Source organism: Pleurocapsa sp. PCC 7319 (assembly GCF_000332195.1).
Taxonomy (GTDB): Bacteria; Cyanobacteriota; Cyanobacteriia; order Cyanobacteriales; family Xenococcaceae; genus Waterburya.
Genome location: NZ_KB235919.1, coordinates 296,364 through 317,157 on the forward strand (window position 1 = coordinate 296,364; position 20,794 = coordinate 317,157).

Consider the following 20,794-nt stretch of genomic DNA (forward strand, 5'->3'; position numbering starts at 1 on the left):
AAATATTCTTAGTATCCCATATTGTTTTATGCCGATTATCAAACGGAATTACCATTATCCCGGAAGTAGCCATAAACCTCCTCAATTATCTCGGTCTAACAGTAAAACTAAATTTAAAGCCCTGACTTTACCGACCACAGAGGCGATGAAGCAATGTTTTCGGCGATATCTGGAATTAGAAGTAGCAAATGGTAATGCTTGCCCTGATACCGTAGTGACTTATCAACGTCGAATTGATCGCTATCTAATCTGGTGTAGCGATCGCAATTTATCTCCAGCCTTAGTCAGTCGAGAGGAAATTTTAATCTACCGACGATATTTGATAGAAGTACGTCAGCTAAAGTCTTCTACTATTGCTCTGGCATTAGTAGTAATGCGCTCTTTTTATCATGCTTGTCTTCAACAAAATCTGATCAAAGAAAATCCTGTAGTCGGCGTTAATCCTCCCAGAGCCAAGGTTGATGTGGTCGAGCAAATAACCTTTCTTACTTTGGAGCAATTACAACATTTACTATCTTTGATTAGTAACGATAACTCAGTTAAATCATTGCGCGATCGCTTTTTGCTCAGTCTCATGGCATTAGAAGGATTGAGGACTGTAGAACTCAATCGAGCCAATCTTGGCAATATTAGAGGAAGTAAAAGTTCTACTTGCTCTCTTTCTGTTGAAGGAAAAGGAAAAATTAGAACTGTTCCCTTGCGCTCCGATCTGGCAGAGTTAATGTGGCGTTATTTAGAGGCCAGATTAGTAGCAGGAGAACAACAAACACCAAATTCTAGTTTATTTATTTCTCTCTCAAATCGTTTTTATGGTCGTAGATTATCCCGTCGAGGTATCCGCTACATAGTTGATGGTTATCTAGAACTTGCTCGATTAAAAGAAATCGACTCGGAGTCATCTCGGTCTTGTCATAGTCTGCGTCATACCGCAGGAACCTTAGGATTAGCTGGTGGCGCAAGTCTCAGACAAGTTCAAGAGCTTTTGGGACATAGCGATCCTAAAACTACAGCAATTTACGCTCATGTTCTAGAACGACATGAGAATAATCCCGCACTTTGTATCGATGTAAAAATTTGAACCTGACCAAGTAATAACTGATGTCGTATATTGCAAAGTTTTGTAACAACTTGCGTGATCGCTAGGATTGTAATCGGAATAACTAGTAGAAGAGAACTTTACTTTTTGCCAGCTAAAGAAAAATTGATACTATCGTTCAATTTTTCTCGCAACAGCAGAAGTACTGTAGCAGTATTGATGTTTTACATCTTAGCGATCGCATTTTGTTGTTCAAATAAGGAATTTTATGCTAAGTAACCAATCAAATAAAACAGATGTCAATCAACATATAACTAATTACCAAGAATATTCTAGTTTCAGTTTTTCTGACCACAAGCAAAGAGTAGAAACTAGTAATAGAGCTGATTATAACCTTAATCTTGAACTAATTATCTACACTTTAGATCTTTTATTCTTTGAGATGTGCGATCAGTCTCTTGGTACAGCAGAAGTATTGATACTCAAAGGTGTATGGCAAAATAAAACTTATAGTCAAATTGCCATAGAAAACAATTATAGTGCTGATTATTTTACTAATGTGGCAGCTCCAAAGTTATTTAAAAAGCTTTCTAAATTAATTAAATGTCGTATTACCAAAAAAAACTGTCGCTCTTTAATTACTAAATATATCCTTGAATATATATCTACTAATCAGGAAAGCTCTTTAGCTCCAGGAACACAAATTAAAAAAAGTTCGAAGATGATGTCTAAGTATTATTCTAACTTCAAGCAAAAGAATAATCTTTTAAACTCTTCCTTTTTGAAGGATGCTATTTTCTTAGCGCAGGTTATTTAGAAAGTAGGTAAAAATAAGCAATTTGCCTAATAGTTTAAATCAATTTAAATTTAAGTTGTTAATTTAAATTTAGCTATAAGATCTATAGGATTGTAGATAAACTGAAAGTCCCTAAGGAAGTATCAACGGTGAATGAGTTTTCAGGTGATGATTTAAATAATAAAGATTATGAAGAATACCTTAGAAAATTGGCAGTTGAAGCTCAAAGATATCCATCTCGTAGTAGTCAAAGACAGCTAGCTATTAGTCGCTTGGTGAATGAAATTTGCCACTCACCTAAATTAGGTCATCCTCAACAAGGTTCTTGGGCATTCAATTTTTACGAAGATATTTATCATGAGGCATTACAAAAAACTCTACTAGAAGTTTGTCATCGTATCGAGCTTTATAATCCTCAAAATCCCGTAATGGCTTGGGTCAATTTTCGCTTGCAAAAACAGTTTATTAATGTAGTTAATGATTATCGTAAAAAAGGGATCACTAATATTCCCAAGGCTCAGCAAAAGGAGATGATTTGTCTTCCGAATTTAGATAATTTAGATAATTATTTGTCGGTTTCAGACTTGTCTAATGATGAAGAATTATTGCGACAATTTATTGAAAATGATCCAGAAAGATTAATGGGAGCTGAATTTGTCAAAAATCGACCATTTGTGACTTTTCAAGTATTAGCTAAAGCCAGGTTGATTGATAATCGTAGTTGGGCCGAAATTGCTAGTGAATTTGATATTGCATCAACAACACTTTGTAGTTTTTTTAGTCGTCGCTTAAAAAAATTGATGCCCTATTTCAAAAAGTATTTACAAGCATAATTATATGTTTGTACCCTTGAGCGAACAATTATGAATAAGTATTATCTTTAATTTTCCAACAATAATCAAACATGAAAGAGCTAACTTCAACTTGTACCTTCACCGTTTCTCTAGGTTATGCCGAACACAATCTAGCGCAGAAATATAGTCAGCTGCAAAATAGTGTCTCCAAAGCGAAGCAGGTGTATTTAAATATCTTAGCTATATGTGCAGTCAACTTTTATCTTCATTGCTTATCTATTGAAACTAGTTTGCTGGAAAGTGATAGTTTTAATCCTCTATTAGTTAAATTTATGGACGTAGCGGATATATCGTTACCACAATTAGGTCAGGTAGAATGTCGCCCAGTATTACCAGATGCAGAAAATTTAGATATTCCTCCAGATGTCCACTCAGATAGAATTGGCTATATTGCTGTCAGACTAGAACATTCTCTCAAACAAGCTGTAATTTTAGGATTCACTACTGCTGCATCTGCACACATCCCGCTAGCTAAGCTACGCTCCTTAGAAGAATTTCCTTCCTATTTAGCTCAGCTTAAACAGAGTTCATCTAGTTCGCAGTCGTCTTTAGTTTCTAATCAGCCACCTATTCAACTTCATAACTGGTTTGAGGGAGTCGTGGAAACCGGTTGGCAAATGATCGAAACCTTAATACAAGTTAAGTCCGCTCAACCAATAGTAGTGAGGGATATAGAGCAACTAGAAAAAAAGGTTAAACGGGCTAAAGCGATCAATCTAGGAATAGAATTAGACGATTATTCAGTGGTGTTGGCGTTAGTGCTAACTACTCAACCAGATGAAATGATTAATATTTTGGTGCAAGTGTATCCTCGCGCTGGAATACAGTATCTACCCAGTAATCTTCAATTAAAGATGCTTGACCCCTCAGGGAAAATACTTCAAGAAACTGTTTCTGGTAGTCTTCATAACTATGCTCAACTACGTAGATTTAGCGGTCATCAGGGCGATCGCTTTAGTATCGAAATCACTCTTAATCGGGTAACAGTTAAAGAAAATTTTGTCTTGTAGCTGCTGTTCTCATATTTGAGAAGGAGTTGGATTGTTCACAATATGGCTGTGGCAAGAGTACAGCTGGGGACTAAGCTGGTCAACATCAAATTTTTCGGTTGAGACTGATAGGGAGATGGGGAGATGGGGAGAGGGTTGTAAGGTCTGGTTCCTAATTAATAAATATGCAAGTTAAATGTGGATTAGCTTAGCTTAGTTGATTTTAATTCGACCATAACGCGCTTGTACCAATAGACTTACAGCATAGGCTATTAATCCCAAAGCCATCAAAGCTAATAAAACTTTTCCATAAGGTTGCTGGGTTAAGGTCAATAATGCGCCATCTAGTCCTTTGACTTTATTGGGATTAAATTGGTGAGCAGCTTGCAAAACAAAAAAGCCAATCATGATAAAAACAACTCCTCTGGCAGCAATACCAAAACGACAAATATTAATCAACCAGTCTTTATATTGCCAACTCAGCTCACTCAAATCGAGTTTCTTACGAAATTTAATCTTGTAAGCCTCATAAAGTCTCCAAAAACCAATTCCAATAACTACTGCACCAACTAGACCCACTAACCATCTTCCTAAAGGTTGCTCCATGACCATCGCAGTCCAGTCTTGCTTAGAGTTACCGCCACTACCACTATTGCTGGAACCGATAGCTAATAAAGCGGCATTAGCAGCTACCCCTGCATAGCTGACCCCACTAAGAACATAACCTAAGCGAGTGATTATTCCTTTAGCATCTGTACCTTTGTTTTGGGGATCATTAATAGCTTGGACTAAACGCCACATAACGTATCCGACTAAACCAAAGGCGATCAAAGCTAATAATATTTTTCCAAAAGGTTGGGTGGCGATCTCTTCTAAAGCTCCCGTAGTATCAGTAGTTTCTCCACCAATACCAAATGCTGCCAGTAGTGCCAAAATGCCGATAGCACTATAGACAAAACCTTTAGCTGTATAGCCAAATCTGGCAAATGTTTCCATACTGAATAAATCACAAATTCATTATTCAGCTTATTGAATAAGTGTCTTATTTTTATCTATCTAAGTATGTAAGATTATCCCAAATTACTTTTAAGATGATCGCTTACTCGTAAAGCATTAGCGATAATAGTCAGAGTAGGATTGACCGCACCCATACTGGGAAAGAAGCTACCATCAACAACATAGAGATTTTCTACGTCATGAGTACGACAGTTAAGATCGAGAACGGTAGTTTCAGGGTCTGAGCCAAACTTACAAGTACCTACCTGATGCCATACTGCTTTCAGAGGCACTTTTTTGACCATAAACATAAAAAAGCCCACTTTTCTTAGATATCCTTGCCACATATTGACAAAATTTTCATGGGTTTTGGTGTTGTTAGGGGTAAAATTAACTTTTATTTCGCCTGATTCGGTTAAGGTGATGCAATTATCGGGATTGGGTAAGTCTTCACTAGTTAACCACCAATCAACGGAATGTTCTGCTAAATATTCTAATGTGGTTTTGGGTACGGAGTCGGGAGAAAACTCTGCTAATCGATTCCATTTAGATTTACCTGTCATTTGAATTTGTCCTAAGGGATAATCATGTTCGGGACTGCCGAAATAGAAATCATTAAAACCGAGGGTTTTTTGAAAAACGGTAGGATTTGGTTTGTCGGCGATCGCCATAATTGCTGAATGATTGTGTAGCATTAAGTTACGCCCTACCATACCCGAAGAGTTGGCTAATCCATCAAGATGCTTTTCGTTAGCAGATTTTAATAGCAATGCAGCAGAATTAATTGAACCACATGACAAGACAAAAGTATCAGCGGTATATTGTTCCTTATTCCCGCAAATTTCTACTTCGACAGCTTTAATTTTATCGCCACTACTATCAGTAATTAATCTTGTTACTAAAGCATTAATTTTTAACTCTACGTTGTCATATTCTATTGCTGGATCGACACAGGCTTTTTGAGCGTCCATTTTGGCATCGATTTTACAGGGATAAGGATCGCAGGTAGCACATCGAATACAGGGACTGTTATCAGTATCTTCCGTATTGCGATCGACTGCTAATGTCAAATGATGAGGATGTAAACCTAATCTTTGTAAGTCATCTGCAACTTCTTGTAATCTTGATTCATGAGGCAGAGGTGGAAAAGGATATTCCGCAGTCATAGGTGGTTCAGTGGGATCTTCTCCTTTTTGTCCGTGGATCTTAAAAATACTTTCAGCACGAGTATAATAGGGTTCGATATCCTGATAGCTTAATTCCCACGCAGGAGAAATACCCTCCTGATGTTTTACTTCTCCAAAATCAGCTTCTCGCATTCGTTGCAAAGCCGCACCATAAACTTTAGTATTACCTCCCACGTTATAAAAAGCTTGAGGTAAAAAACCATTGTTATCTTTATCGAACCATTTCTCTTGTATTTGATATTTTCTGCCCTGAAAAATTGCGTCAGGATTCCAGTTATCATCTTCTTTAGGCAGGTATCCGCCTCTTTCTAAGATTAGGATCCGTTTACCTGTGGAAGCAACGGAATAGGCAACAGTACCGCCACCTGCGCCTGCACCAATAATAATTATGTCGTAGTGATTCATTTTAATTACTGATTACTGATTTGTCTAACCCAGTTGATTGCCTGATCTTTAACAGTTGCTGCATCAGGCATTTTTTGCAGACGCATCAATTCAGAAATAGCAGCAATATCTCGATCTCTGTTTACTCCTGCGATCGCCATAATCTTGTTATTTTGAAGATAAAACGCGAGGAATTCTGCTCGATCTAGATCGCCATCAATATGTATTTCATCCCATTTTTCTGCGTGTCCTACATATCGTAGTTTTAAGTCGTATTGACCAGACCAAAAGAAAGGAACAATCTGACTTACAGTCAGTCGATTATCAGTATCTTGATGCAACATATTCTCTGCTGCAATCCGTCCCTGTTGTGCTGCTAGTCGCCAATGTTCAATGCGGGTTGATTCTCCCATCGGTGCATAGGGAAAATGAGCTATATCCCCTGCTGCGTAAATGTCTTTAATCTCAGTTTGTAAATATTCATTAACAGGAATACTGTGATCTTGTTCAACAAGTTTGATTCCTTCAAGATAGCTAGTATTAGGCTCGACACCAATACCGACAATAACTAAATCAGTGGCAATTTTGGCACCATTATCTAGAACTGCGTGTTTAACTTTATTTTCACCAGTAAATTCAACTACCTTGGAGCCAAATTTAAAGGTTACGCCATGTTTCTCATGCAGTTTTTGGAACATTTTTCCCAACTTATCCCCCAATACTTTTTCAAATGGGACATTGCTAGGAGAAACGACAGTAACTTCTAATCCCTGTTGGGTTAAACTAGCTGCTGTTTCCATACCGATAAAGCTAGAACCAATTACTAGAACTTTTTGAATATCTTTAATTACATCTAAAATGGAGTTGACATCTTCTGGCTGACGTAAAGTAAATATATTCTCTAAATCTACCCCTGGGACATCAAGATTTCTAGCTTTTCCGCCAGTAGCCAATAGTAGAGAGTCATATTCAAGAACAGATTCATCTTCAAAAGTAAGAGACTTTTTCAGTGCATCTACTTTAGTTACTGCATTACCAAAACGCAATTCGATGTCGTGTTGAGCGTAAAATTCGCAACTACGCAAGGACAAAGAATTTTCCTTGGCTTTACCTTGAAGATAATTCTTACTCAATTTAGTACGGTCATAAGGTAACTTTTCTTCAGCACTAATTAAAACTATTTGACCCTGAAAACCTTTCTGACGTAACACTTCTACAGCACTTATGCCAGCAGCACCCGCCCCTAAAACAATAAAAGTGCGATCATCAGTATTAGGAATACATTTAGCCATTTCCAAAGTTCGTTGTTGAGGGATCTCTGGAGGTAACTTAACTAATACTTGTTCCCCTTCTACCCTTGTAGCGAAAGTTGCTAAAGAATCTAGTCCTGGAGGTTCTTGTTGCTGTCCGGCGATCGCATTAAAACAAGCATTATGCCATGGACAAACAATTTTTTCTCCACATAATATTCCTGTCTCTAGTGGTGCACCGTAGTGAGTACAGAATGCACTGGTGGCATAGAATCGATCATTAATCTTAGATAACAAAATTTGCGAATCTTCTACAGCTATCTGCTGCATTTGTCCGTTTTGTAAATCGTTTACCTTGGCTACAGCTATTTCTTTCATTTATTGTTAACTATCAAACATCTAATTTATCAACTACGGCTGTTATCTTTAAGTAATTTTCAGTTCGATAAGTTCTATCGACACGATTAATCAGCTGTAACTTTTTGACTTGAAAACCATCGCCTGCATATTCTACTTAATCAGAATCGCAGTAAGTCAGAGGTATTTCAGTTACTATTTTCGGTAAATAAAATTTTTTTAGTATCTAACTTTAGTCTTAAATAATTTGACAAGTCTCGATAAAAGAATTTCTTTTCAAGATTTTATAACCTTTATCACTTATTTTTGGGTTCTAAAAGGCTAAACCATATATCTAACTCTAGGAAGATAGAAATAAAGAGTTTTTACTTTAGCATCTAAATATTAAGAATTAGGAGACAATAGGCTATGTTCAGTTCGACATCTAGCATATTTAAGTTTTATGCCAAAAAACTAACTATTATTATTAGTGCAGTTACCATAGTAATTCTCGCTTGGACAAATTGCTTTGCCAATGTCAATTTAAATGCTAATGCTGCAACCATTAGTGATTTACATCTTGCTGCTACTGTAGAAGGAATCAGCGATAAGGTAGAAGGAAAAGTAGAAAAAGATATTGGTACTGTCAAGCGAAATGTTGGTAAAGTAACAGGTCAAACTGAAGGTGCATTAGAACAGGCAAAGGGTAAAGCTAAGCAAGATATTGGCACTACCAAAAACAAATTAGATGAAGCGGGAGATCAAATAGAAGATACATCGGAAAACTTGATTGATTCTGTCAAAAATTTCTTTGAGTAATTACCTAGTTTTAGTGGTAGAAAGTCTGACATTTAACCAATTTAAAGAAAATAAGTAAACTGGTGATAGTTTAGATAATTATTTAAGATCGACTTAGATTATTTTAAAATAATCTAAGTCGATTATTTATTCTATTGTTCGTATTTCCTATGTCTTTTGATGGAGAACATATTATACTTAGATAGTATTTCAGTCTTGGCTCTAATTTGTAGTAGGTATTTAGCTTCTTAAGATCTCAATCATCGGTCAGATTAAATTGGAAAAGCAACCGCAATATATTGGAGATCAATATTATATTTATATTGCCAAAAACTATGTCTGAACCTCAAAAACTTACCCAAGAAGAACTAAGATTACAAGAGGATAGAGAACGTGAAGCGTATTGGCGTAGATGGGGTTGTTATTTAAGTAATCGTCAGTGGGGAACCGTACGGGAAGACTATAGTGCAGATGGTTCGGCATGGGATTATTTTAGTTTTGAACAATCGCACTATCGAGCATATCGTTGGGGAGAAGACGGCATTGCAGGTATTTCGGATAATCATCAACGGGTATGTTTCTCATTGGCGATGTGGAATGAAAACGATCCCTTTTTGAAAGAAAGATTGTATGGTTTGACTAACAGTCAGGGTAATCACGGAGAGGATGTCAAAGAGTATTATTTTCATCTCGATAATACACCAACTCATTCTTACATGAAGTTTCTTTATAAATATCCACAGAAAGCTTTTCCCTATTGGCAATTAGAACATGAAAATAAGAAACGAACTTTAAAAGACAGAGAATTTGAGTTAATTGATACAGGTATCTTTGATAACAACCAATATTTTGATGTCACTGTGGAATATGCCAAAGCCGATGATGAAGATATTTTGATATTTATTCAGGTGGCAAATCGTGCTGAGGAAACTGCAACCATTCACTTACTTCCTACTCTTTGGTTCCGTAATATATGGTCTTGGGGTTATGATGTCGAAAAACCACAACTAAAAATATATAATCAGGCAAAACAATATAGTGTTATCGAAGCGCAACATCCTGATTTGGGCAAAAGATGGTTATATTGCGCCCAACAACCAAAGTTATTATTTACAGAAAATGATACTAATTTTCAAAAACTATCCTGTCAAGAAAATGTTTCTTATGTCAAAGATGCTTTTCATAAATATGTAGTAGATGGAAAACATGATGCAGTTAATTCAGATAAAATTGGTACGAAATTTGCAGCTTACTATACACTAGAAATCGGTGCCGGAGAAACCACTGGTATACAGTTAAGACTCTGCAACAAACCAGATTTAGATATTCCTTTCGGACAACCATTCAATGATATTTTTCAGGTAAGGCAACAAGAAGCAGATGAATTTTATCAGCGTGTTTCTCCTTACTCAAAAAGCCTAGAATTACAGAATGTAGAACGTCAGGCTTTTGCGGGAATGTTATGGAACAAACAATATTATCATTACGTAATTGATACTTGGTTAGAAGGAGATCCTGCCCTACCCAAACCACCTGAGCAACGCAAACAGGGAAAAAATAGTGGTTGGATACATCTTCATACCGATGATGTTATCTCTATGCCTGATAAATGGGAATATCCCTATTTTGCAGCTTGGGATCTGGCTTTTCATATGATTCCCTTAGCGGTAATTGACCCAGATTTTGCTAAAAAACAATTAGAACGTCTTACTCGAGAATGGTATATGCATCCCAACGGGAAAATGCCAGCTTATGAATGGGATTTTGACGGTGTCAACCCTCCAGTTCATGCCTGGGCTGTGTGGCGAGTTTACACTATAGAACAGAAGATTTATGGACGATCCGATAAAAAGTTTTTAGAAAGAGTCTTTCAAAAGCTACTGTTTAACTTTACTTGGTGGGTAAATCAACACGATAACAACAATAACAATGTCTTTCAAGGTGGCTTTTTGGGTTTAGATAACATCGGTGTATTTAATCGTGGTGGCGAATTACCGACAGGGGGTAAATTATCTCAATCCGATGGTACTAGTTGGATGGCAATGTATTGTTTAGATTTACTTACTATTGCTCTAGAGTTGGCACAAGATAATGATGTTTACGAAGATATCGCCACTAAATTCTTTGAACATTTTCTTTACATAGTTGATGCCATGAATCATATGAGTTCAGAAGGTACAGACTTATGGAATGAAGAAGACGGTTTTTATTATGATGTCTTGCATCTACCCAATGGCGAAAATATCGATCTCAAAGTGCGATCGCTGGTAGGTTTGATTCCTCTATTTGCAGTGACCACCATCGAACAAAAAACTCTCGATAAACTACCTAGATTCAAAAAAAGAGTTGAATGGTTTATCAATCAACGCCCTCAACTAAGTCGTAATTTAGCCTGTATGGAGGGATGTGATAATAACTCTCGTCGTTTATTAGCAGTAGTAAATGAGGATAAATTACATCTTCTACTGCAAAAGATGCTCGATGAAATGGAATTTTTTAGCGATTATGGTATTCGCTCTGTTTCTAAATATCATCAAGAACATCCCTATATTTTTGAAACAAATGATGAAACTTACGATGTAACCTATGAACCTGCTGAATCGCCCACTAAGATGTTTGGTGGTAACTCTAACTGGCGAGGTCCTATATGGTTTCCAATTAATTATCTGCTAATCGAGACATTACAGAAATTTGACTATTACTACGATGGTGATTTTAAAGTAGAATGTCCTACTGGTTCAGGTAAGATGATGACTCTCTGGGAAGTATCAACTGAATTAGAAAGACGTTTAATTAATATCTTTCTACCGCAAGAAAACGGAACTCGACCATTATACGGTGACTTTACCAAATTCCAATCTGATTCTAACTGGAAGGACTTGCTACTATTTAATGAATATTTTCATGGTGACAACGGTGCAGGTTTAGGTGCATCTCACCAAACTGGTTGGACTGGTTTAGTTGCTAAGCTGATTATGCAAAGAAGCGAATATAGTAATAACTAATTGATTTGAGCTACTTGGAGACTGGGTAGTAGGTAATTACTTATCACTCAACTAAGCATTGCCACTACACTTTCTTATCTGGCAAGTTAGTGACCGCTCGATCTAACTCATTTAAAGACTGATTATAATTAATAATCGCTTGAAGATAGTTAGCTTTTGCACTTGTCAATCTAGTTTGAGCTTGGATTACATCTGTTTGTGTACCTACTCCTGATTGAAACCGAAGTCTTGCTAAACTCAAACCCTCATCAGCTAATTTCACTGCTTGTTTTGAGGTTGTAATATTTTTTTGACTGGCGGTAAGAGCGTAATAACCTTGCTCTACTTCAAAACGAATTTGATTACGTTGATTGGCAAATTCTGTCTCATTTATTTTAATGTCTGTTTCTGATTGTTTTGCTCTAGCTCTAGCTCCACCCCCATCAAATAAAGTCCAATTTAATCTTGCTCCAATGGTGTAACCATCACTTAGACCTACGTCATCATCATGAACATCAAGAAGATTGTAACTAGCAACAAAACTTACTTGAGGTCTAACACTAGCTAACTCAATTTGCTTTTGTTTTTCATTAATTTCTCTTTGTACTAAAAATTGTTCTAGTTCAGCACGATTTTTATATGCTGTAATAATTGTTTCTTCAAGAGAAAGTTGCCAATCACCGGCTAGTTTAATCGGATCGGCAGTTTTTAGTTCTACTTGTTGTCCCACACTTAAAGTTGTTGCTAGTTGTCTTCTAGCTTCTTTTTGCTCTGCCTTAGCTGTAGTTAGTCTTTGTTGAGCATCTGCTAATTCTACTTCGGCACTTAACACATCAAATTTGGTTCCTAACCCTGCTTGTTGTAGCAATTGAGCATCTTTGAGGGTTTGCTGTGCATCCTCTACCGCTGATTGTTCTATTTCTACCTGAGAGTCGGTATTTTGCAAACTATAATAGTCTCTAACAGTTTCAAAACGGGTTTCGAAATTAATTTCTTCTAATTCTAATTCACTTAAGCGAACTTGGTTTTTCGCCCGTTTAATATCTGCACCTCTTCCTCCTCCTGTATAAAGATCGTAAGTAAAATTCAATCTACCATCGAAAGAACTATTACTTGTGTCTTCATCAATATTTTCTATCTCTTGTTGTCGAGCTAATTCTAATTCTATTTCCGATTCAGCAGTATTAGCTTCAGATAAATTTAGTTGGGTATCAAAAGTAGGAAAAAGTGCTGCTTTGGCTTCTCTTAATTCTCGTTGAGAGCGTTCTAGATTTAGTCGGGCTATCTGCAAATTTTGATTATTGCGAATTGCTATCTCTATAGCTTTTTCTAAAGTAATTGGTTGGTTGGTTTCAATTTGTACTTCCTGAGTTTTAGCGGGAATTTGTAAGGGATTAGCACTAGAGTTAAGATTATTAAAGGTAGAAGCTGAGTCTACTTGTGACTGAGTTAATGACTTGGCAATCAGAGATGAATCATCATTTTCAACCTTAGCTTGATTAACTGTAAGAGGTGGAATGCTATGGGTCAAATCTTGTGCCGTATTGGATTGAAACTTGACTATTTTCTGGTTATTTTGCTCATGATTGATATCAACCACATCTTCTGCCTTAGTTGGAGTTTCAGTACATAAAATAATCGGTACACCAATAGCAATAGCTTTAACTCCTCTAACAGTATCATTCATTCTCATCTCCATTTTTCTAGAAAAGTTTTTAAAATAAATAAAATCAATATACTTTAATAAGTTGTTTCAAAAACAATTAATATAATTCAATATAACTTTTTTGTTTTTTTGATTTTCAAGTTTCCTCTATTTAAAATAACTATCCTGATAATAAGCAATATTTAATAAAAATTTAATTAACAAAATTTAGTTATAAATTGCTTTTTCTTATTTTCTTAGAATATTTAAAACAATCAAAAAAAGTAATTTACTAGTTAAAAAAATAGTTTGTTTTAAAAATATATTAATTCTATAGTTTAAAGCTAAGAGGGGTAGATTGTTTTCAAACTAATAAGTAAAACTTGTATATGTCTCAATTAGGACATACGTATTGATTTAGCCTCAACAGTAATTAAATAATTAACAAGTAACAATAATATGTCTATTCAAAACGCCAAAGCACTGTATAGTCGTCTTTTAGTAGATGAAAAATTTAGAAAACAATTGGAACAAGCAGCTAATTATCAGCAACGTTATCAAATTTTGCAGGCTGCAGGATTTTCATGCACTCATACAGAATTAAAAATTGCTAAAAATGAGCTTTTAAATTCTACGACTAAAAATCAAGAGTTAAGTGAGATTGAACAACAAGATATAATTGGAGGTAGTTCAGTTCAATCTCTACTCGATCGCTTTGACTGTTATCTGTTCAAGGAAAAATAAGATTGACAATTTGCTTTGCGCCAAGCTTTAGGACTAGTTCCATAATATTGACGAAACTGGCGAAAAAAATGATTGATACTTTGATAACCTACTGCTTCAGCAATTTGCTCTACTGATTTTTCTGTTTCCAATAATAAAGTTCGTGCCGCTGTGACCCGACGTTTAATAATCCAGCGATTGAGGGGCTCACCTGTGTGTTTTTTGACTAATCCGGTTAAATAAGCAGGGCAAAAACCAAGGTGTTTGGCTACATCTCGTAAGCTAATTGATTCATGATAGTGCGTATTAATAAAGTCATAAACTTTTTTTAGATGTTCACAAGAAGTAAACAGCGAAGAAAATTGAACGAATTCATCAATTTCTGGTTCAGGCGATTGTGCGATAACTTGAGATTTAACAGCAAACCATTGCTTAAATAGAGTTCTTTGTTTTAGTTGAGCTAAAATTGCTCTCAGTAATTCTTCTGGAGTAAAAGGTTTAATCAGGTAGTCATTTGCGCCTAACTCCATACCTTTTCTGACTTCTTGTTGAGTATTTTTTCCTGTCAGAAAAATTAGGGGAATAATTGCTGTATCAAGATTTTGACGTAGTGTTTTAAGAACTCCATAGCCATCTAATTTTGGCATCGCGATGTCACAGATAGTGATATCCGGTAAATATTCATGAGCTTTTTCTACTCCAATCAAACCATTTGCGGCGTTAATTGTTTCAAATCCTTCTATCTCTAAATATTCGGTTAGCAGTTCTCTGGTCTGTTGTTCATTTTCGATTACTAGTACTTTAGTCATTTCACACTCCACGTTTCACACTCAAGGTTTTAATTACAAACTTGTTTAGTCTCATTAGGTAAAGAAAGTACAAATTCTGTTCCTACTCCAATCTCACTTTCGATGGCAATTTGACCACCAAGAACATCTACTAGCTTTTTGACTACAGCTAATCCCAAACCATTGCCTGGTAGTTGTTCAACATTTTTTCCTCGATAAAATGGTTCAAATAATTGATCAAGGTCACTTTGCGGAATTCCGTAACCTTGGTCTTTAATACTAAAAGTAGTGTGTTTAAAACTACAAGAGACTACAAAATAAATCTCGCGACCATCAGGAGAATACTTGATTGCATTCTCTAATAAATTAGTCAGAATAAGCTGTAGTATTCGGCGATCTACATTGATTGACGAACAATCCCCTTGAAGAACAAAATTAATTTGCTGTATGTGGCGATCGCCTGACTCGAGGTCGGATAATAGATTATGACAAAATCGCTCAAGATTAAGTGGTTGAGGGTCAAACTTTAGATTTTCACTCTCAGCTTTACCTAGAATTAACCAATCGTCGATTAACATATTGAGAGTATCAATACCTCTTTGAAGTCTATCGAGATATTTTTTAACCTTTGATGGCTTCCAGCGATCGCTATAGCGACTCAACAATCGCGAAGAAAATGAAATGATATTTAAAGGAGTCCGCAACTCATGTGAAACCATCGAGATAAGTTTTTTGTTCTGTTCAAGAATTTGTGCACTTTTGTTTGCTGCTTGTTTATATTTAGTAACATCTACCGCTGTTAAAAAGATCGCTGGTTTTTCAGCAAACTGAATTTTCTTAATTGAACAATCTAGCCAGCATTGTTTACCATTTTTAGTTAATAATTTGACTTGTTGGTGTTGCGAGTCAATGTAATTAACAAATTCCGAATTTTGTAATTTTTGTTGAAGTTCAAGTTGCCTTAATAAATCTGTTTTAACTGCTAATTCTTCTTTTGAATAACCAGTTAAAACTTTAGTCATTGGATTTACATAGTAAATTTGATTGTCTTGAAAAATTAATATCATTGCATTGATGTTTTTAAGCAAAAACTGAAATTCAATTAATTGCTCCTCTCTTTTTTCTTGATTTATTTGATCGTCTAGCATAGTCATATTTTTCGAATTCTAAAACTAGAGATATATAGATTGTAATTGGTCCACTTCTAAAATATTTATAGACAAAAAATAATAAAACTTGAATTTGATATTTTATTATTTATACTCAAATACTTTGTCTTTTAGAATTAGATAAAAATTTTCAGTTGGGTATAAATCATTATTTAATATTTTTTTTTAATGCATATTTTTCTTAAATTACTATTTTTATCTTGGCAAAAAGCTTAATTTAATACAACTAACAAAACTAATAAAACGTTATTACTTTAAGTGTAATACTATAAAATCTGATTTATACAGTAAATAAAATAAAGGCGAGAAATATTATTAGATTCAATAAAAAACTATCTTTTAGTCAATCAGCACTTAAGTCTTAAAATTTAAAAATTTTAGAATAAATTAAAATTTTTGAAATAAAAAGTAGCTTACTTCAAGTAAGCTACTTTAAAACTACTATGTGATTATATGAATTACAATAAAATAAATTTGGTAAAAAATAACTTTTCTTAAGATTGATCTTTTTGTAAAACAACAAGAAAATGAATTTTTATATTAAAAAAATGAATTTTATTTAAGACAAAATAAAAGTATCTTTAATATGAAGACGTAGGTAATAAACAAAATTTTTCAAAATTTAGTATTAGTACCATTTTCTATTAAAAATAACTCAATGAGATGCCGCAGAAAATTACTGAATTTAGTAACTATATCAGACGAATTAGTCCTTTCTATTGGTCAATTTCTGCCAAACTATTAATTGTTATTTTTTTAGCAGCAACTATACCAATGAGCTTGACTGCTTATAACAATCTTAAATTAGGTTTGGAAAATTTGGTCCAAAGTGAATCTGATAAATTAGAGGTTATTGCTGTTAGTAATGCTAACCGTCTTGACCAATTTATTCTTGATAATCGTTTAATCATTAATCAAGTCTCTAGAAATGCCGATATAGTTAAATTCTTAACTGTTAACTCTATACTAAGTGAAGAACTTTTCTCTAAGGTTGAAAAAGGCTTAGAAATAATCTTGCGCTCTAGTTCTGACTACGATGCTGTCTTTATTATAGATAAGGATGGTATTTGTCGTGTTTCTACAGATCCAACTTGTATTGGTCAAAATCAGAGTTTTTACGACTACTTCAAAAAAGCAATTCAGAGTGAAGCTGGAGCATCCATTAGCTTTTTGGTAGAAGCAGCCAGCGGACGACCTGGATTATTTTTTGCTCATCCGATTCGTTCTGACAGAGGAGAAACTCTGGGTGTAGCAGTATTAAAAATACAAGGTCCTGATGTGTGGAAGGTGATTAACTCCATCAGGGTCGATTCTCACGTTCAAGCTTTTTTAGTAGATGAGCGGGGAGTAGTCATTGCTCATCCAAATAATTCATTTCTTTATCGTAGTCTAAATAAACTACCTTCAGATACTCAAAAAGAGCTGAAAGCCAAAAATTCTTATGGTCGAGACAAAATTGGTAGCCTAAATCTCCCTGAACTAGCAGAGGTAATGGTGGGAGCAAGACAAATAGGTCATGTCAGCTATTATTCCCCTATTGAGAAAACTCATCAAATAGCTGGTTTTGCGCCACTGGAGACTCAATCTTGGGTACTGGGAGTTAATAAACCAAAAGCCATTTTTGAAGCTCCTATGCGGGCGATGATTTGGCAAAATGGCTTATTTGTTTTGATTGTAGGAGGGTTTGCCGTCATAGCTTCTCTTTTACTTTCTAACCAATTAATTAAATCGATTCGTGCCTTAATTAAAGCAGGAAAAGCATTACAAAGAGGTGAGTTTAAGCCTGAATCGTTGGTAAAAATAGCTCGTTCTCAAGATGACCTAGGTAGACTAGCTGGTGTTTTTCTCAAGATGGCTGAAGAAATAAATAATCGGGAACAATATTTAAAGTCACAAGTGCAAAACTTGCGAGTAGAAATTGATGAAACTAAAAAAGAACGTCAGATATCAGAGATCACCGGAACAGAATATTTTAAAGACCTGCAAAAAAAGGCTCTACGGTTAAAAAATCGCGTCAACGCAGAAGCACAAACAGAGGAAGAATACTTCCAAAAATTACACAAAAAAGCCGAAGATCAAAAAACTCGTTTTGTAGCCAATCTTTGACAGTTAACAGTTAGGAGTTTTGTGATGTCAAACTCAAATATTGAATTGAATGGTTGTTGAGAGAGGTAGCAAAGATGTCGTTAAATGAATTAATTTCTCAAGAAGAATTGTTGGCAGGAATGTCTGCTAAACAGTCTAAAACTTTACTTTTTTTGATTGAGAAACAAACAGCATTATTAGCAGCAAGATCGCGGGTGGATTTTACTCTGACTGATTCGGGTGAGAGCGATCGCGAGTTAGCTTTTCTCCAAGCTTTTGCCATCGATAATTCTAAAATGGAGCGACCGAGAATTCAGCAATTGGAGCGTTTTGCGAGGGACTGGTCAGTATTAGTTCCCGACAATCCTCAACGAAAAGCAGCGTTACTTAAGGCTTTAGGAGAGAAATACAAATTTACTGAATTACTGATACCCAATATACGTCAGGTTTTAGGCTGTGAACAAATACAGTTCCACCAAGCTTTTTACAGACTTTATCAAAAACCTCTAAAAGATGCATTTATCTCTGAAATGTCATTAGTAGATAAATATCATTGGTTGATGTTTGTGATCGCCAAAAGAATTGAATCATTACCATCTTTTTGGTTAGCTACTTTAGTGACGATTGCTTTGGGACTTCCCCAAGCTTTCTTAGCATTACCTATTGCTACCGCTGAGTTGGGGTCTTCAGTAACGGTTATTTTATTAATTGTGTTAGGGGGGATTAACATCCTGACCATGATTTGTATGGCGGAAGCAATTAGTCGTAGTCAAGATTTTCGTTCTGGTAAAACCTTTTTTAAACAACTAGCAGCTAATTACTTAGGTAAGACAGGTTCAATGATTCTAGTTATTGCTGTCAGTATTCGAGTCTTTTTAATTGTACTTGCCTGTTATATTGGCTTGTCGACAACAATAGCCACCTTTACGACTTTACCAGCTACTATCTGGGCAGGAATACTATTTTTGCTGGGGTTATATGTGGTCTCTCATCAGTCATTCCATTTAACTCTCGGGGTCACAATTTTATTGGCATTTCTTAATGTTGGCGTGCTGTTGTTATTCTCTTTGCTCTGTTTTAATCATTGGCAACTAGATAACTTAGATAACCTACTATACCTAGACTGGAATTGGCTGCAAGGAAACTCTTTTAAACCTCAGATCCTAAAGCGAGTTTTTGGTGTTACTCTGATGCTTTACTTTGGACACGTATATGTCGGCGAATGTGCCAAAATTGTGTTGCCCAGAGATCCCAGCGCTAATTCTTTGATTGGGGGAAGTATAGCCGGAACAACTTGTTTAACCTTTCTTTTTTGTCTCTGGGTGGTGGCTGTTGATGGCACGATTGCACCTAATATATTGGCTAGTCAGACCGGGACAGTTTTAGAGCCACTAATCGAAGAAATTGGCTCGCAGGGTCAATTTTTAGGTACAGTACTAGTTACTTTACTATTGGGAATGTCTTGGTTGAGGAGTTCTAGTTCTCTAGTTAATTTGTCTAGAAAGTTGCTTCCCGATCAAAGACAATCTATTGTCACTTTATCTCATCAACAGGAGAGACTGATTTTACAAACTCGCGATCGCTATGATTGCTGTTTAATCGGAATAACTTATCTGAAATTTGACGATAGTAAATTAACCTTTCGTCTCGATTTACAGTTGCAAGGAACGATTTATCAACAAGATATTGAGGTTGATAAAGATTGGGACATTAAAGAACTATTTGCTCAATATCCCCAACTCAATCTTCAGGGAGTTGACCTTAATTTAGAAATTCAATCAGCTAATCGCGATCGAGTCTGTTTAAAAGTTATTTCTTCTATGGCAATGTCTGAACGAGGAAATTGGGACAAAAATGGGTTAAAATCCGATTTTTGGGGTCCAAAACCCCAAAAAACCCCAAAAAACCCCAAAAAACCCCAATATTTAGCTAACCAACGTCCTTTTTTGCTTTCTTTGATTCCCCTTTTCTTAGTTTTTTTATTAACTGAAGGACTTCTACTGGCTGATAAACAATCATTTACCAATGTCGTGGGATTTGCTGGAGTGCTGGGTAACTCTGTTATTGGAGGTATCTTCCCCGTCCTGCTGTTAATTTCTAGTCGGCGTAAAGGCGAACTTTTACCAGGTAGGGTAGTTAAACTGCTTAATTATCCTTGGTTACTAGGAAGTATATATTGCTTCTCTTTACTAGTTATTGTCGCTCATGGTTTATTCATTTGGGAACATCCCTTAGCCCGTATCAGTGCTTTGAGTGTTACGGTGTTGTCTTTAACCGCTACTTGGGTAATGTTGTCAACGGGAGCTTTCATTTCTCGTACTGTAATCGAGTTAGAGGAAAATCAGGGAACCGAAGGACAAAGCCTACTTAAAATTACCGCAGGTGGAAAACCAAAAACAGCCAAGATTAAGCTGGGATATATAGAAGGGGAACAAAATCATCAAGCTGCTGTTGTCGAAATTTCTACTCTATCATCCTTGCGCTACGCCATCTTGGAATTATCAACTAAACAACTGGAGGAATTGAGGGTATGGGGACATAGTAATAACCATAAAATTGGCTCAGTCAATTTGCCTTCAATGCTCGAAATATATCAAGAAAATAACAAGATGCGGTTTGATCTCAAACTATTCGGAGATAAAGTTCTATTGCCTCTGAATTCCCAAAAATGCTGGTGCAAGTTGGAATTTCCAGCAGCCAGACAAACTGTATGAGTTGAAATTCTGAAATTCAATTTTAATTACTTTTAATTACCAAATCTGGAGCAATATTAT

15 protein-coding genes are annotated in these 20,794 nt (G+C 35.6%); 9 read left to right on the top strand and 6 right to left on the bottom strand.

Annotated elements, in window-relative coordinates; all coding sequences use genetic code 11:
- Positions 1-28: 28 nt before the first annotated feature.
- The 4 genes from PLEUR7319_RS0102690 (at position 29) to PLEUR7319_RS33995 (ending at position 3,696) form a co-directional block, all read left to right on the top strand.
- Complete coding sequence (locus PLEUR7319_RS0102690; RefSeq protein ID WP_019503666.1) at positions 29-1,078, top strand: tyrosine-type recombinase/integrase; 1,050 nt, start codon at positions 29-31, stop codon at positions 1,076-1,078.
- 226 nt (positions 1,079-1,304) lie between these two features.
- Positions 1,305-1,853 (top strand): hypothetical protein, encoded by a 549-nt coding sequence (locus PLEUR7319_RS0102695; RefSeq protein WP_019503667.1) that lies wholly within the window; start codon positions 1,305-1,307, stop codon positions 1,851-1,853.
- Positions 1,854-1,981: 128 nt separating this feature from the next.
- On the top strand, positions 1,982-2,665 hold the full coding sequence (locus tag PLEUR7319_RS0102700; RefSeq protein WP_019503668.1) for a hypothetical protein: 684 nt from the start codon (positions 1,982-1,984) through the stop codon (positions 2,663-2,665).
- Positions 2,666-2,736: 71 nt separating this feature from the next.
- Positions 2,737-3,696: a DUF1822 family protein gene (locus PLEUR7319_RS33995; protein ID WP_019503669.1), complete on the top strand. Its 960-nt coding sequence runs from the start codon at positions 2,737-2,739 to the stop codon at positions 3,694-3,696.
- Positions 3,697-3,888: 192 nt separating this feature from the next.
- Here the strand turns inward: PLEUR7319_RS33995 and PLEUR7319_RS0102710 are convergent, their stop codons facing one another.
- The 3 genes from PLEUR7319_RS0102710 to PLEUR7319_RS0102720 all read right to left on the bottom strand — a co-directional run bounded on the left by PLEUR7319_RS0102710 (position 3,889) and on the right by PLEUR7319_RS0102720 (position 7,870).
- Positions 3,889-4,671, bottom strand: a complete 783-nt coding sequence (locus PLEUR7319_RS0102710) for a DUF1206 domain-containing protein (RefSeq protein WP_019503670.1) — start codon at positions 4,669-4,671, stop codon at positions 3,889-3,891.
- 74 nt (positions 4,672-4,745) lie between these two features.
- Positions 4,746-6,263 carry a GMC oxidoreductase gene (locus PLEUR7319_RS0102715; RefSeq protein ID WP_019503671.1) on the bottom strand — a complete coding sequence of 506 codons (1,518 nt, stop codon included), beginning with the start codon at positions 6,261-6,263 and terminating at the stop codon, positions 4,746-4,748.
- Positions 6,264-6,268: 5 nt separating this feature from the next.
- Positions 6,269-7,870 carry an apoptosis inducing factor family protein gene (locus PLEUR7319_RS0102720; RefSeq protein WP_019503672.1) on the bottom strand — a complete coding sequence of 534 codons (1,602 nt, stop codon included), beginning with the start codon at positions 7,868-7,870 and terminating at the stop codon, positions 6,269-6,271.
- Positions 7,871-8,257: 387 nt separating this feature from the next.
- Here PLEUR7319_RS0102720 and PLEUR7319_RS0102725 point away from each other — a divergent pair, with 387 nt between their 5' ends.
- Positions 8,258-8,647, top strand: a complete 390-nt coding sequence (locus PLEUR7319_RS0102725) for a CsbD family protein (protein ID WP_019503673.1) — start codon at positions 8,258-8,260, stop codon at positions 8,645-8,647.
- Positions 8,648-8,961: 314 nt separating this feature from the next.
- Positions 8,962-11,631, top strand: coding sequence for a glucosidase (locus PLEUR7319_RS0102730; RefSeq protein WP_019503674.1), 2,670 nt, complete (start codon positions 8,962-8,964; stop codon positions 11,629-11,631).
- Positions 11,632-11,695: 64 nt separating this feature from the next.
- On the opposite strand, the gene PLEUR7319_RS0102735 is transcribed toward PLEUR7319_RS0102730, so the two are convergent.
- Positions 11,696-13,297, bottom strand: coding sequence for a TolC family protein (locus PLEUR7319_RS0102735; RefSeq protein WP_019503675.1), 1,602 nt, complete (start codon positions 13,295-13,297; stop codon positions 11,696-11,698).
- A gap of 417 nt (positions 13,298-13,714) precedes the next feature.
- Between PLEUR7319_RS0102735 and PLEUR7319_RS0102740 the strand changes: the two genes are divergently transcribed.
- Positions 13,715-13,999: a Nif11-like leader peptide family RiPP precursor gene (locus PLEUR7319_RS0102740; protein ID WP_019503676.1), complete on the top strand. Its 285-nt coding sequence runs from the start codon at positions 13,715-13,717 to the stop codon at positions 13,997-13,999.
- Here the strand turns inward: PLEUR7319_RS0102740 and PLEUR7319_RS0102745 are convergent.
- Positions 13,978-14,787 (bottom strand): response regulator, encoded by an 810-nt coding sequence (locus PLEUR7319_RS0102745; RefSeq protein ID WP_019503677.1) that lies wholly within the window; start codon positions 14,785-14,787, stop codon positions 13,978-13,980. The two genes, PLEUR7319_RS0102740 and PLEUR7319_RS0102745, sit on opposite strands and share 22 nt — an antisense overlap.
- A 29-nt stretch (positions 14,788-14,816) precedes the next feature.
- A complete protein-coding gene (locus PLEUR7319_RS34000) occupies positions 14,817-15,920 on the bottom strand; it encodes an ATP-binding protein (protein ID WP_019503678.1) in 1,104 nt (367 codons plus the stop codon).
- Positions 15,921-16,598: 678 nt separating this feature from the next.
- On the opposite strand from PLEUR7319_RS34000, the gene PLEUR7319_RS0102755 reads away from it, so the two are divergent.
- Positions 16,599-18,041, top strand: coding sequence for a cache domain-containing protein (locus PLEUR7319_RS0102755; protein ID WP_019503679.1), 1,443 nt, complete (start codon positions 16,599-16,601; stop codon positions 18,039-18,041).
- Between the two features lie 74 nt (positions 18,042-18,115).
- The gene (locus PLEUR7319_RS0102760; RefSeq protein WP_019503680.1) at positions 18,116-20,734 is read left to right on the top strand and encodes an aromatic amino acid transport family protein; all 2,619 of its coding nucleotides are present in this window, start codon (positions 18,116-18,118) and stop codon (positions 20,732-20,734) included.
- Positions 20,735-20,794 lie beyond the last annotated feature (60 nt).

Coding starts and splice junctions, on each gene's coding strand:
- PLEUR7319_RS0102725 (WP_019503673.1), top strand. CDS start 8,258: ATGTTCAGTTCGACATCTAGCATATTTAAGTTTTATGCCAAAAAACTA.
- PLEUR7319_RS0102730 (WP_019503674.1), top strand. CDS start 8,962: ATGTCTGAACCTCAAAAACTTACCCAAGAAGAACTAAGATTACAAGAG.
- PLEUR7319_RS0102755 (WP_019503679.1), top strand. CDS start 16,599: ATGCCGCAGAAAATTACTGAATTTAGTAACTATATCAGACGAATTAGT.
- PLEUR7319_RS33995 (WP_019503669.1), top strand. CDS start 2,737: ATGAAAGAGCTAACTTCAACTTGTACCTTCACCGTTTCTCTAGGTTAT.
- PLEUR7319_RS0102690 (WP_019503666.1), top strand. CDS start 29: ATGCCGATTATCAAACGGAATTACCATTATCCCGGAAGTAGCCATAAA.
- PLEUR7319_RS0102720 (WP_019503672.1), bottom strand. CDS start 7,870: ATGAAAGAAATAGCTGTAGCCAAGGTAAACGATTTACAAAACGGACAA.
- PLEUR7319_RS34000 (WP_019503678.1), bottom strand. CDS start 15,920: ATGACTATGCTAGACGATCAAATAAATCAAGAAAAAAGAGAGGAGCAA.
- PLEUR7319_RS0102695 (WP_019503667.1), top strand. CDS start 1,305: ATGCTAAGTAACCAATCAAATAAAACAGATGTCAATCAACATATAACT.
- PLEUR7319_RS0102745 (WP_019503677.1), bottom strand. CDS start 14,787: ATGACTAAAGTACTAGTAATCGAAAATGAACAACAGACCAGAGAACTG.
- PLEUR7319_RS0102740 (WP_019503676.1), top strand. CDS start 13,715: ATGTCTATTCAAAACGCCAAAGCACTGTATAGTCGTCTTTTAGTAGAT.
- PLEUR7319_RS0102760 (WP_019503680.1), top strand. CDS start 18,116: ATGTCGTTAAATGAATTAATTTCTCAAGAAGAATTGTTGGCAGGAATG.
- PLEUR7319_RS0102710 (WP_019503670.1), bottom strand. CDS start 4,671: ATGGAAACATTTGCCAGATTTGGCTATACAGCTAAAGGTTTTGTCTAT.
- PLEUR7319_RS0102715 (WP_019503671.1), bottom strand. CDS start 6,263: ATGAATCACTACGACATAATTATTATTGGTGCAGGCGCAGGTGGCGGT.
- PLEUR7319_RS0102735 (WP_019503675.1), bottom strand. CDS start 13,297: ATGAATGATACTGTTAGAGGAGTTAAAGCTATTGCTATTGGTGTACCG.